We start from the raw sequence: 12,570 nt of genomic DNA on the forward strand, positions 1-12,570 counted from the left end.
ATGAGCGCCGATCTGCATCCTGTGAAGCAGGAGAGCTTCGACACCGCGTCGAAGACGAACACCGACCCCAAGGGGTTCCTGCGCGAGGTCGACACCTTCAAGGTCACGGATTTCGGCCTCTACATGGCCCGCGGCGCGAACCACCCGCAGTTCGGCTACCTGGAGAGCTGGCTGCTGCCCGAGCTGGGCCTGCGCGCGAACATCTTCCACTTCCGCGAGGGCGCGGAGAAAGATCAGGACTTCTACTTCGACGTCGCCGACATCAACGTTGACGGCGGCGTGTGGCGCACGCGCGACCTCTACGTCGACCTGGTCTCTTTGACCGGCAACCCGATCGACGTGCTCGACATCGACGAGCTCGCCGCCGCCTGCTCCGCCGGCCTGATCACCGCCGAGGAGGCCGAGAAGGCCATGGACGTCACCCTGCGCGCAGTCGAAGGCATCACGCGCCACGACGACGACGCCATGGAGTGGCTCCGCACCCTCGGCATCGAGCTGACCTGGGCCGAAGAAGTCGAGCTCGCCCCCGTCGGCTAGACCCTGCGCACCGTCACATCCGCCGGTGCCCGCTTAAGCGCCGCCTCTTGGGCGGCCCACATGTCCCAGAACTCGGCGTAGTAGGGATCGCGCGCCAGCGCACGCCGTTTCCGCACTGCCGTATCCGCGCACACCCACAGCGCGTCCACCGCGCCCCGCTTTTTCGCTTTGGCTAGCGACGCCCACGTCAACGCCCCCACCCCCTCAACGATCACATCGGCGTGCGGGTCGAGTGCCACCCACTCCCCTCGCCTGTCGTTTTCCCAATCCCAGCGCCAGTAGCCGGGCGCATGGGGGTCGAGCACGTCGCGCGCGACCATCGCCGCGCCTTCGGCGAGCCCGCTCCACCCCGGGTAGAAGTCGTCGAGGTGGACTACCCGGATGCCAAGCGCTGCGCCGATCTGGTTGGCCAGCGTTGTCTTGCCGGCGCCGGAGGGGCCGTCGATAAGCAGTGTGTACGCCATTTACGACACCGCCCACACCGGGCGGAACTCTCCTGTTACCCACGCCGCGCCGAGCGCAACCGCCGCGAGCAACACGCAGATGATCAGCACCACCCAATCGCGCGTGCACATTTTCGATTCGCGCGCCCACGTGCGCTCGCCCGCGCGTCCGAACGCGCGCGCCTCCATCGCCGTGGCGAGCTTGCCGGCCCGCCGCAGCGACATCACCAAAAGCCCGAAGGCCAGCGAGAACGCGTAGCGCACCCGGTTCACATCCGCGATCCCGCGCGAGCGCCGCGCCCGGCGCATCGCCTCGACGTCCTCGCGCAGCAGCGTGAGCATGCGCAGCGCCGCCACCGAGCCAAGCACGAAGCGCGCCGGCAGCTTCAGCACCTGCGCGAGCCCGTCGCCTAGATCCGTCGGATCCACGTCAGCCGAGAGCACCACCACCGGCAGCGCCACCGCCAGCACGCGCAGCGTAATCGCCCACGCGAGCGAGACCGACAGCTCGGAGACTTGGATCAGCCCGTAGTCAAAATAGACCTCGCCGCCCGACTGGCCGTAGAGCGCCATCGGAATGCCCGCGATCGGCGCAAGCAGCAAAAGCGGCCAGCCGCGGCGCGCGAGGCGCCGGAAACTCACCCCGCACAGGGGCGCGGCCACAAGCGTCGCCACGATCGCCACGGTGGCAGAGACCCAATCAATGCTCACCAGCAGCGGGGTGGTCAGAAGCGCCAGCCCCAAAATGCGGGTCACCGGGTTAATCCCCTCGAGCAGGTTCACTGTGTCGCCTCCAGGTGGATAATGTGGTCGCCGAGCGAGGCGATGAACGCCTCGTCGTGCGTAATCGACACGACGGTGACGCCGCGCTCGGTCAGCTCGCGGATGAGCCCCGCCAGCTCGACGAAGGTGCGGTCGTCTTGGCCGAAGGTGGGCTCGTCGAAAAGCACGAGCTTCGGCGCGTTGACCAGCGCAGTCGCCACCGACAGCCGCCGCTTCTCCCCGCCGGAAAGCGTGAACGGGTTCGCGCCGACGAGGTGATCGAGGCGCAGGCGCGTGAGCAGCTCGTCAATGCGCGCTTGCGGCGCACCCGACAGCGCCATCTCCTCGCGCACCGTCGAGGTGACGAATTGGTGCTCCGGCTCCTGGAAGACGAAGCCGATGCGCTCCGCGAGCTGCGCCGACTTCCACTTGATCGCCGGCGTCTCGAGCCCCCGCCGAATCGACTCGGAGTAGACGACCTCGCCCGCGCGCGGGGCGTCGAGGCCCGCCAGCACGTGCGCGAGCGTCGTCTTGCCCGCCCCGTTCGGGCCCGTGATCACGGTGGACGCGCCCTCCGGGATGCGCAGGTCCCGCGGCGGGCCCACGCGCGTTTGCACTCCGCGCGTCGTCAGCGCCGCAGCGTCGCCTCGCACGCCGCGCGCAGGCGGCAGTTCCGGTGCCCCGGGCAGCTTATCGACGCCCACCTCATCCACCCCACCCTCACCCAAGCGATACGCGCGCGTGGCCAGGTGCGCCCAGGGTCGCGGGCGGTGCTCCACCACGATCAGCGTGGCACCGGTTGCCGCGCACACGTGCTCCACGGCGGCGATGACCTCGTCGCGCCCGGCTGGGTCGAGGTTGGCGGTCGGCTCGTCGAGGATGAGGATGTCCGCGCCCATGGCGAGCACGCCCGCAAGCGCGAGCCTTTGCTTCTGTCCGCCGGAGAGGTGCGCAGTGTTGTGATCCAGCGGCACGTCGAGGCCCACCGCGTCGAGCGCGTACTCCACGCGCCGCCAGATCTCCTCGCGCGGCACGCCGAGGTTCTCCGCGCCGAAGGCGACGTCGTCGCCGACGCGGGTGAGGATGGTCTGCGCCTCCGGGTCCTGCATCACCATGCCGACCGTGCCGTTGACAGTGAGGCGGCCCGCGCTGTGACCGTCCTCCTCGTCACCGGCCAGGCCTGCAAGGACCGCGAGCAGCGTGGACTTCCCGGAGCCGGAGTCGCCGGTAAGGATGACGCGCTCGCCGTGCTCGATGCGCAGGTCAACGCCCGTAAACGCTGGTTTGGGGCGGGTGGCGTACTGGTAGCTTAAGCCCCGGGCTTCAATCGCGGGTGCTGCCATCTAGCTCGCCTCGGCGCGCAGGCGCTCGCGGCCCGCGCCGAAGCGGTCGAGCGCACCGGTCTTGGCCAGCGCCTTGACCAGGAAGTACCCGAGCACACCTGCGAGTACCGCACCGGAGATCGAGGTGCACACGAGGTAGATCACATTGTACGACAGGCTCATCGCCAGGTTGCCGGAGGTAAACAGCTCCAGCACGAACGCGCCCACGCCGGCACCGATGCCGGAGAGCACCGCGACGTCGAGCGAGAAGCGCTTGTACATGAAGATGAGGAAGATCAGCTCCGCGCCGATGCCCTGCGCCAGGCCCGAGTACAGCGTCTCGATCGCCCACTGGCTGCCCAGCAGCGCGGAGACGGAGGCGGCGAGCACCTCCACGAACACCGCCGCGCCCGGCTTGCGGATGATCAACCCACCCAGCACACCACCGATGAGCCAGATGCCGGTGAAGAGGCCGCCGAGGCCGGGCGTGACGGCGTCGATAGCCTTGTAGCCCGCATACCCCACGCCATTCCACAGTACGAACAGCAGGCCGCAGGCCACGCCGAGGACGGCCGCGGTCACGATGTCAATCACGCGCCAGGAGTTAGTCCTGGAGGCAGCACGATTTGTCATTATTCCTTCCTTTCGCCGGTATTACCCGGATCAGGTTCGACGGTTTACCGCAAGCTGCGGATTCTCAGCCGGGCGTGCGCCCAGCTCCCGTGTTTTTCAAGGGCGCGAATAGCCTACCCGACGTCGATGCCGAGCTCCTCGCCGGTACCAAGCTCAATGTTGAGGCCTGGCACCGAGGCGATGAGGTTCTGCGTGTACTCGTGCTGCGGGTTGTCGAAGATGCTGTCCGCATCGCCCTGCTCCACCGCGCGGCCCTTCTCCATCACCACGATGTGGTCCGCAGTCTGGCGCACAACCGCCAGGTCGTGGGTGATGAACAGGTAAGACAGCTGGTGCTCTTCCTGCAGGTCCGTGAGCAGTTTCAGGATCTGGTTCTGCACTAACACGTCGAGCGCGGAGACCGCCTCATCGAGCACGATCACCTCCGGGTTCAGCGCCATCGAGCGCGCAATGGCAATGCGCTGGCGCTGGCCGCCGGACAGCTCGTTCGGGTAGCGGCGCATTGCCGAGCGCGGCATCTGCACCATGTCGAGCAGCTCCGCCACGCGCGCCTCGCGCTCTTTCCGGCTGCCCACCTTGTGCAGGGTCAACGGCTCCTCGATGCAGCGGTAGATCGAATGCATCGGATCCAGCGAGCCGTAGGGGTTCTGGAAGACCACCTGCATTTTGCGCCGCATCTCGCGCAATTCCGCGCCCTTGAGTGTGTTGACGTCCTTGCCCTCGAAGCGCACCTCGCCGCTGGTGGGCTCGAGCAGGTTGAGCACCATGTTCGCCACCGTCGACTTGCCGGAGCCGGACTCGCCAACCAGCGCAAGCGTTGTGCCGCGGTGGATGTCAAAGGAGACGTCGTCAACCGCGCGGAACATCTGCCCCTTTGACTTGCGGCCGCGCGCCTCGAACTCCTTGACCAAGTTCTTCACCTCAACGACGAGCTCACCCGCCTCGCCGGTGGTGAGCTTCTCCGAGGTCTCCAGGCCCTGCTTCTTCGCGGACTGGATGCGTGCCGACGCCAGCGAGGGCGCCGCCTTGACCAGGCGCTTCGTGTAGGGGTGCTGCGGGTTGCGCAGGATCTTCAGGCTCGGGCCCTGCTCCACGATGCGCCCGCGGTGCATCACCACGAGGTGGTCCGCGCGCTCTGCGGCGAGCCCGAGGTCGTGCGTGATGAACAGCAGGGCGGTGCCGAGCTCGTCGATAAGCGAGCGCAAGTGGTCCAGAATCTTCTTCTGCACCGTGACATCCAGCGCGGAGGTCGGCTCGTCGGCGATCAGCAACTTCGGGCGCGCGGCCAGGCCGATCGCGATCAGCGCGCGCTGGCGCATGCCGCCGGAGAACTCGTGCGGGTACTGGCGGGCGCGGCGCTCGGTGTCCGTCAGGCCGGCCTCTTCGAGCAGCTTGACGACGCGCTCGTGCCGCTTCGAGCCCTCCACCACATTATTCGCGCGCAAGGCCTCCTCGACCTGCGTGCCGATCCGCCACACCGGGTTCAAGTTACTCATCGGGTCCTGCGGCACCAGTCCGATCTGGTTGCCGCGCACCTCGCGCCACTGCTTCGCATCCAGCTTGGTCAAGTCCTCGCCCTCGAGGCGGATCTCGCCGTTGGTCACCTTGCCGGTGCCGGGGAGCAGTCCCAGCAGCGACATCGCGGCGGTGGACTTGCCGGAGCCGGATTCGCCCACAATCGCGACTGACTGGCCGGGGTAGATCGTCAGGTTGAAGTCGCGGACCGCCTCGACCACGCCCGTGGTCGAAGAGAAGGTGATTTTGAGGTCCTCGACTTCCAGCAGCGGCTGGGTGTCGTTGGAAAGTGCAGTGCTCATCGCTTCCTCGCCTTCGGGTCAAGGGCGTCGCGCACGGCGTCGCCCATCATGATGAAGCTCAGCACGGTCAGTGCCAAGGCAATTGCCGGGTAGAACAGCACCATCGGCTGGGTGCGTAGCGACGCCTGCGCCGCCGAAATATCGCCACCCCAGGACACCACCGTGGTAGGCAGGCCGATGCCCAGGAAGGACAGGGTCGCCTCCGCCACGATGAACGTGCCCAGCGCCACCGTGGCGTACACGATGATCGGGGCCGCCGCGTTCGGCAGGATGTGGGAGATGATAATCCGCGGGTTGCTCGCGCCCAGCGCGCGGGCGGCGGTGACGAACTCCTCGTTCTTCACGCTCATCACCGCGCCGCGGGTGATACGTGCGATCTGCGTCCAGCCGAACATCGACAGGGCGAAGACCACCATCCAGATGGAGCGGTGCCCCTTCATCATGGACATGACCACGATCGCGGCCAGCACGAGCGGCACGGCGAAGAAGATGTCGGTCAGACGCGACAGCAGCGTGTCCCAGATACCGCCGTAGAAACCGGCGACCGCGCCGATGAGCGTGCCCAGCAGGGTCACGATCAGCGTGGTAAGCACGCCAACGGTCACAGAGGCGCGCGCCCCGTAGATCGTGCGCGAGTAAATATCGCAGCCCTGGCGGTCAAAGCCGAAGGGGTGGCCGGGCTCCGCGGGGTTCAGCGAGCGCGACAGCATGCACTCGCGCGGGTCGACGCTGGCGAACAGGCCAGGGAACAGCGCGATCGCCACCGCCAGCAGAATCAGGATCGCGGAGACCCAGAACAAAGGCCGGCGGCGCAGCACGTGCCACGCTTCGGTCCACTGGTTCGAGGGCGCGCGGTCGTCGGGAACCGCGTCGACTGCGCCGAGGCCGGTCTCATCGGTCTCGGCGACGAAGTATTCCTGGCCGCGCCGGGCCACAGCCCGGTTCGCGTTGGTGTCTGTGTGTGCGTTGTTATGCATAGCGGATCCTTGGGTCGAGCACGGCGTAGAGCAGATCGACAAGCAGGTTGGCCACGATATAGACAATGACCAACACGGTGGTAAAGGAGACGACAGTGGCGGGCTCGCCCTTCAAAATCGCCTGGTAGATGGTGCCGCCGACGCCGTTGATACCGAAGATGCCCTCGGTGACGATCGCGCCGCCCATCAGCGCGCCGAGATCCGCACCGAGGAAGGTCACCACGGGGATCATGGAGTTGCGCAGCACGTGGCGGCGCAGCACAGTCCCCTCGCTTAAGCCCTTCGCGCGCGCGGTGCGGACGTAATCTTCCTGCAGGTTCTCGCTCACCGACTGCCGGGTCAGCCGGATGACGTAGGCGCACGAGAGCGCGCCCAGCACCACCGCGGGCATGAGTAGCGCCTCAAAGGTTTCGTTGCGTCCGACGGTGACCGGAAGTAGCCCCCATTTGACGCCGACAAGGTACTGCAGCACGAAGCCGATGACGAAGGACGGAATGGCGATAATGATCAGCGAGGCCACCAGGATGGTGGAGTCGAAGATGCCGCCGCGGCGGATACCGGCGATAAACCCGAAGATGATGCCGAAGATCGCCTCGAAGGCAATTGCCATGAGCGCGAGCTTGATGGTCACCGGGAAGGCGTTCGCCATTACCGACGACACGGGCTGGCCGGAAAACGTCGTACCGAAGTCGCCAACGAAAATGCCCTTGATGTAGAGCAGGTATTGGACGAGGAACGGCTTGTCCAGGTTGTATTCGGCCTCGATGCGGGCGCGGGCGGCCTCGGTCAGTCCGCGGTCACCGCCAAGTGCGGCGACCGGGTCGCCGGGCATGAGGAAAACAAGTGCGTAGAGCAGCAGCGTCGCGCCAAAGAACACGGGGATCATTTGGAGCAGTCGCCGCACGATGTATCGCTGCATTATGGTGCTTTCACGTTTGGAGCGGACGAGCTACGCCGGTTTACGGCGCACAACCCCGAACCGCACGGCGGTCGGGGTTGGGATGCACAGCTCGAGAGCTAGGGGTTACTGCTTGGTGATCTGCGTGTAGACAGGCATCGACTTCCAGGAGAAGACGACGTTGTCTACTGTGTCCGCGGAACCGCCGTTGACGTTGGCGTACCACAGCGGGATAGCCGGCAGGTCCTCCAGCAGGATCTCCTGCGCCTGGTTGTAGGACTCAGATGCGGCGTCGATGTCGCCAGCGTTCGCCGCCTCGGACAGCAGCTTGTCGAACTCCTCGTTGGAGTAGTCGCCGTCGTTGGAGCCGGCACCGGTGCCGTACAACGGGCCAAGGAAGTTACCCAGCGACGGGTAGTCTGCCTGCCAGCCGGTGCGGAACGCGCCGTCGATGGTGCGGTTGGTCACGTCATCGCGCAGGGACTTGAAGTCCGGGTAGGCGTTGCCGGTGGCCTCGATGCCGAGGGTGTTGCGGATGGAGTTGGCCACCGCGTCGACCCAGGCCTGGTGCCCGCCGTCGGCGTTGTAGGAGATGGTGAACTCGCCCTCGAACGGTGCGATCTCCTCGGCCTCGGCCCACAGGCGCTTGGCCTCCTCCGGGTTGTACTCCAGCACCTCTGCACCCTCCAGGCTGTCGGTGTGGCCCGGGATGACCGGCGAGGTGAAGTCGGTGGCCGGGGTGCGGGTGCCCTCGAAGATCGTGTCGGTGATCTCCTCGCGGTTGATCGCCATGGAGATCGCCTTGCGGCGCAGTTTGCCCTCCTCGCCAGAGAAGTGCGGCACGGACTCGCCGACGGTGAAGGACTGGAAGATCGCGGCCGGTTGGTTGACCGCGCGCTCGCCCAGCTCATCCTCGTAGGTGGAGAATGCCGAGTCCGGGATCGCGTCGAGCACGTCCAGGTTGCCGGCGAGCAGGTCCGCGTAGGCGGCATCCTGCTGCGCGTAGAAGACCCAGGTCACACCGTCGTTCTGCGGCTCGCGCTCGCCCGCGTACTCCTCGTTGGGCACGACGGTTGCGTCCTGGTTGTGGTTCCACTCGACCAGCTTGTACGGGCCGTTGGAGATCGGTGCCTCGCCGTAGGCGTCGATGTCGTCGTACGCGGACGGGTGCATCGGGAAGTATGCGGAGTAGCCCAGGCGCGTCGGGAAGTCGGCCTCCGGCTGCGCGAGCTCGATGGTGAAGGTCTTATCGTCCTCCACCTTCAGGCCCTCCATCTCTTCCACGCCCTCTTCGTAGCCGAGGATCGGCTCGAAGAAGTAGGAGGACAGCAGGGAGTTGGCCACGGTGTAGTTCCACGCCTTGACGAAGTCCTCGGCGGTCACCGCCGAGCCGTCGGACCACTTCGCGTCCTTGAGCTTGACGCGGTAGGTCTTGTCGCCCTCCAGCTCGATGGACTCGGCCAGGTCATTGTGGACCTCGCCGTCAGCGTCGTAGTACACCAGGCCAGCAAAGATCTCGTCGACGATGCGGCCGCCGCCCGTCTCGTTGGTGTTGCCCGGGATCAGCGGGTTCTGCGGCTCCGAGCCGTTCGCCAGGATGACGTTGCCGATCTCCGCGCTATCGGACCCGGATGCTGCGTCCGCGCCGGAGTCAGACGAGTCGCCGCACGCAACGAGCCCAAAGGCAAGGGTTCCTGCTGCCAAAATCGCTGTGGTCTTCTTGTTCAACACAGCGCCTCCTTAGTTGTCGCTCTTCCAAATCCACCACACCCGCTTGTGAGAAGCCACACAAGGGGCGGTTGTCTCCCATTCCATCACACTTGTCAGCCGAAAGGGAATCGTTTGGAAAGTTTTTCTTTACCTCGCGGATAATTTTCCTTAACCAAGCACACAGCGAACTGACAGCCACTTCGCTGAGACACAGCTCACGCCGCGAAAAAGGCGCGGGGCTGTCGGCTGGGGCAGCGTGGCGTCGCTAAGCTTGCACTGCCCCCAAAGGAAAGGAATCAACATGGCCGGTGGCCTCCTCGCACTGCTTGACGACGTCGCACTCATCGCCCGCACCGCCGCCGCCTCAACCGACGACGTGGCGACCCTGACCGCGAAAACCTCCGCCAAGGCCGCGGGCGTGGTCATCGACGACGCGGCGGTGACCCCGCAATACGTCTCCGGTGTCACGCCCGCGCGCGAGCTGCCCATGATCTGGAAAATCACCAAGGGCTCGCTGCGCAACAAGCTGCTCATCATCCTGCCGATCGCGCTGCTGCTCAACGCGTTCGCGCCCTGGGCGCTCGTGCCGCTGCTCATGCTCGGCGGCTCCTACCTCGGCTTCGAGGGCGCCGAGAAGATCGTGCACAAGCTCACCAGCAATGCCGACGAAGAGGCCGAACGCGCCGCGAACAAGAGCCCCGAGGATGAAGACTCGCTGGTGAAATCGGCAATTACCACCGACCTCATCCTCAGCGCCGAAATCATGATCATCGCCCTCGACGAAGTCGCCGACCAGCCGGTGTGGATGGAGGCCGCCGTGCTCATCGCCGTCGGCATCTTGATCACGCTTGTGGTCTACGGCGCCGTCGCGGTCCTGGTGAAAATCGACGACATCGGCCGCGGCATGATCGACCGTGGCCGCGCCCCTGCCGTCGGCCGCGGCCTCGTCAACGGCATGCCGTACGTGCTCAACGCCATCGGCATCATCGGCACCATCGCCATGCTGTGGGTCGGCGGCCACCTGATCGTCCGCGGCTTCGACGAAGTCATCGGCTGGCACTTCCCCCACGAACTCGTCGTGCGCGGCACCGAACTCGTCGGCGGTGGCGCGGCCGGATGGTTCGTCGAAACTGGTATCTCGCTGCTCTTCGGGCTGGCCGTCGGCCTGCTCATCCTCGCCGTCGTGCGCGGCGTCAAGGCGCTCACCCAGCGCTCCTAGGGTCCTGCTGCGGGGTGCGCCTAGACTGGCACAGGACACTGGACGAGACAAGGAGGCCAGATTCGCCGTGGGACTCCAGCGCTACCCGCTTTCGCCCGCCATCTGGGGCGCGGGCGAGGAAATCCGGCTCACGCACGTGGTGCAGGCGGCCCTGTTCACAGACTTCTCCCCGCAGCGCGCGACACGCTTCATCGACGTCGATCTGGAAGCGAACCCCTTGAGCGGCACGTGGCGCGTGCGCTACAACGGTGCCGTCATCGGCTCCGTACCCGCCGCCGACCGCGCCCGCTTCCCCGACGTCGAACGCGTCCACCGCTCGCTTTTGCGCCCCGGCACGACCGCTTCCTTAAGTTTCAACGCGGAGACCGGCCAGTTCGACGTCGCCGTCATCCTGCCCCCGCCCCTGCTCGCCGTCCCGCGCAACGACACCCCGGCAGGTGCCTGGGTGCTGCCGCCAGGCGACATGCTCGTCATCGACACCTCCGCGGGGGAGTTCTCCGCCGAGGAGCTCGCGCTGCTCTCCCCCGGCCAGTGGCTCGTGGCGCTGCACCGCATCGATGACACTGTTGTCGCGCTTTACGACGGCCGCGTCCTCGGCTCCTTCAACGGCACCGACGCCGCGGACATCACCGCCGCCGTCGACGAAGCGCTGTCCATGGGCGCGCCCGAGGTGTATGCCCGCGCAGTGTTGTTGGAAGGCATGGCTGGGCTGGATGTCGGCCATCCCGAGGAGGGCATCGTACTTGTCCCGGCGCTGAGCGTGCCGGATGAGCGGCCGCGGCAGCCGTGGTCGCTGGTGGATTTCCCCGACGGCAGCTGGGCAGTAACCGTCGAGCACGATTACGTGGTCGACGACGAGGACGTGCTGCGACCGCTGCACACGGCGCGCTACGTCTCGCTCGCGGGCGGCCCGCGGCCAGAAGAGCTCGCCGCGCCGACGGAAATGTTCGGTGTCGTCGATGATGATGCGGCGGACACAGCCGAACCCACAGAAGCGCCACTTACCGCCCTTCCTGCCAAAGATGTCAAGGGCGCAGGCGACTACCTCACCGAAACGGAGAAGGTTCGCCTGCGCCGCGCAAAGCGCGCCAAAGAAGCGTCCGGGCGTAAGGCCCACGGACGCCACCGCGCGTAATTACTTCGGCGGTCCGGTTGCTGGGATGTTCGCGGCCCGGGCGTGTCTTCGTGCCGGGTCGGTGTGTTTAACCCCGCGAGGTGTGAGGTAGCCTTTCGGGCTTTGCCACATGATCTGCCCGCCAACCCGCTGCATCCTGCCCCGGTCCGGTCTGCCGTTTTGTCGGTTATGGTAGGTGCACAACCAGCACATATTCTCGACCTCGGTCGCCCCGCCTTTGGCCCATTCCTGGATGTGGTGTGCTTCGGAGAAGTCCGCCGGCTGGTTGCACCCAGCCCACGCGCAGGTGGCGCCGTCCGCGCTCATCAGGGCGCGCAGCTCGCGGGTGGCATGGCGCTCGAGTTTCACCGGGTACAGGTTGACCGGCCCGTCCGTGGCGGAAATCAGGGCGATGTAGCCGGCTGCTTGCAGCTTCCGGTTGACTAACTCTGCACCGGTGAGCCACTCGCCGTTGGTCAGCTGGACCTCGACCTCGCCGTCGTCGCGCATGCGCCACTGGACGAAGTCGCCGATGTCCATGTTCAGCACGGTGGTAATCGACGCGTCGCCACCCGTTCGTGTGTCCTTGAGCCACGCCTGCGGGTCGTCTTTCGCTGCGCGGTACACCGGCAGGATGTCGGTGGTGCGCCCGGTGATGTGGACGGTGGACCAGCCTGTGTTGTGGAAGGTCACCGACGTCTTGGGCGCACGCGGCGCGGGTGGTTTCAGCTCCTTCTTCAAGGCTTTGGCGCGCTTGACCACGGTGCGCAGATCGCCTTCGGTTTCGCACAGCTTCTGGCGGTAGTGCCACCGGTCCTTGTCGGAGTCCAGCGAACGCGAGGAGCGCGCGATATAGGCCAGCGTGTCCAGCCGGTGTTCGTTTTCCCGCGCCGCGGCAACACACGCCGCCTGCGCCTTTGTATTGCGCACCGACCCGTAGAACACCTCGGCAGCAACGGCGAGCTGTTCGGCACGGTCGCGATCCATCCCGCGGGCGACAAGCTCGGAGGCGCTCGCCGAAGCCGCGTCGGCAACGATGGCGATGCCGGCGCGGTCCTGGGCGATGAGTGCGTCTACGAGATTCATGCCACCCACCATAAACGCCCGCAACCTGCGCAAACAAGCAAATGTGAGAAGT

General features: G+C 66.3%; 12 protein-coding genes and 1 riboswitch. Of the genes, 3 read left to right on the forward strand and 9 right to left on the reverse strand.

Annotated elements, in window-relative coordinates; genetic code table 11:
- Complete coding sequence (locus HMPREF2550_RS10945) at window positions 1-537, forward strand: ribonuclease FAU-1 family protein (protein WP_070763065.1); 537 nt, start codon at window positions 1-3, stop codon at window positions 535-537.
- Here HMPREF2550_RS10945 and HMPREF2550_RS10950 read toward each other — a convergent pair.
- The 8 genes from HMPREF2550_RS10950 to HMPREF2550_RS10985 form a co-directional block, all read right to left on the reverse strand.
- Complete coding sequence (locus tag HMPREF2550_RS10950; protein ID WP_070791068.1) at window positions 534-1,001, reverse strand: nucleoside/nucleotide kinase family protein; 468 nt, start codon at window positions 999-1,001, stop codon at window positions 534-536. The genes HMPREF2550_RS10945 and HMPREF2550_RS10950 overlap by 4 nt on opposite strands.
- Window positions 1,002-1,763, reverse strand: coding sequence for an energy-coupling factor transporter transmembrane component T family protein (locus tag HMPREF2550_RS10955; RefSeq protein ID WP_070763069.1), 762 nt, complete (start codon window positions 1,761-1,763; stop codon window positions 1,002-1,004).
- A complete protein-coding gene (locus tag HMPREF2550_RS10960) occupies window positions 1,760-3,085 on the reverse strand; it encodes an ABC transporter ATP-binding protein (RefSeq protein WP_070763071.1) in 1,326 nt (441 codons plus the stop codon). The genes HMPREF2550_RS10955 and HMPREF2550_RS10960 overlap by 4 nt, the downstream gene beginning before the upstream one ends.
- A complete protein-coding gene (locus HMPREF2550_RS10965) occupies window positions 3,086-3,697 on the reverse strand; it encodes an ECF transporter S component (RefSeq protein ID WP_141757808.1) in 612 nt (203 codons plus the stop codon).
- Window positions 3,687-3,798, reverse strand: a riboswitch (TPP riboswitch). Its footprint overlaps the gene before it by 11 nt.
- A 12-nt stretch (window positions 3,799-3,810) precedes the next feature.
- A complete protein-coding gene (locus HMPREF2550_RS10970) occupies window positions 3,811-5,514 on the reverse strand; it encodes an ABC transporter ATP-binding protein (protein ID WP_070791070.1) in 1,704 nt (567 codons plus the stop codon).
- Window positions 5,511-6,491, reverse strand: a complete 981-nt coding sequence (locus HMPREF2550_RS10975; protein WP_038589659.1) for an ABC transporter permease — start codon at window positions 6,489-6,491, stop codon at window positions 5,511-5,513. Before HMPREF2550_RS10975 ends, HMPREF2550_RS10970 begins: the two co-directional genes overlap by 4 nt.
- Entirely contained in the window at window positions 6,484-7,410 is a 927-nt protein-coding gene (locus tag HMPREF2550_RS10980; RefSeq protein ID WP_038589656.1) for an ABC transporter permease, read from the reverse strand. Before HMPREF2550_RS10980 ends, HMPREF2550_RS10975 begins: the two co-directional genes overlap by 8 nt.
- 105 nt (window positions 7,411-7,515) lie before the next feature.
- Window positions 7,516-9,120 carry a peptide ABC transporter substrate-binding protein gene (locus HMPREF2550_RS10985; RefSeq protein ID WP_070791071.1) on the reverse strand — a complete coding sequence of 535 codons (1,605 nt, stop codon included), beginning with the start codon at window positions 9,118-9,120 and terminating at the stop codon, window positions 7,516-7,518.
- Between the two features lie 280 nt (window positions 9,121-9,400).
- On the opposite strand from HMPREF2550_RS10985, the gene HMPREF2550_RS10990 reads away from it, so the two are divergent.
- Both HMPREF2550_RS10990 and HMPREF2550_RS10995 read left to right on the forward strand, forming a co-directional pair.
- On the forward strand, window positions 9,401-10,318 hold the full coding sequence (locus tag HMPREF2550_RS10990; RefSeq protein ID WP_070791073.1) for a DUF808 domain-containing protein: 918 nt from the start codon (window positions 9,401-9,403) through the stop codon (window positions 10,316-10,318).
- A 67-nt stretch (window positions 10,319-10,385) separates the two neighbouring features.
- Complete coding sequence (locus HMPREF2550_RS10995) at window positions 10,386-11,453, forward strand: hypothetical protein (RefSeq protein ID WP_070791075.1); 1,068 nt, start codon at window positions 10,386-10,388, stop codon at window positions 11,451-11,453.
- Here the strand turns inward: HMPREF2550_RS10995 and HMPREF2550_RS11000 are convergent, their stop codons facing one another.
- Window positions 11,454-12,518 (reverse strand): HNH endonuclease signature motif containing protein, encoded by a 1,065-nt coding sequence (locus tag HMPREF2550_RS11000; RefSeq protein ID WP_070791077.1) that lies wholly within the window; start codon window positions 12,516-12,518, stop codon window positions 11,454-11,456.
- Between the last annotated feature and the right edge of the window lie 52 nt (window positions 12,519-12,570).

The organism is Corynebacterium sp. HMSC074A01 (genome assembly GCF_001831515.1).
GTDB lineage: Bacteria > Actinomycetota > Actinomycetes > Mycobacteriales > Mycobacteriaceae > Corynebacterium.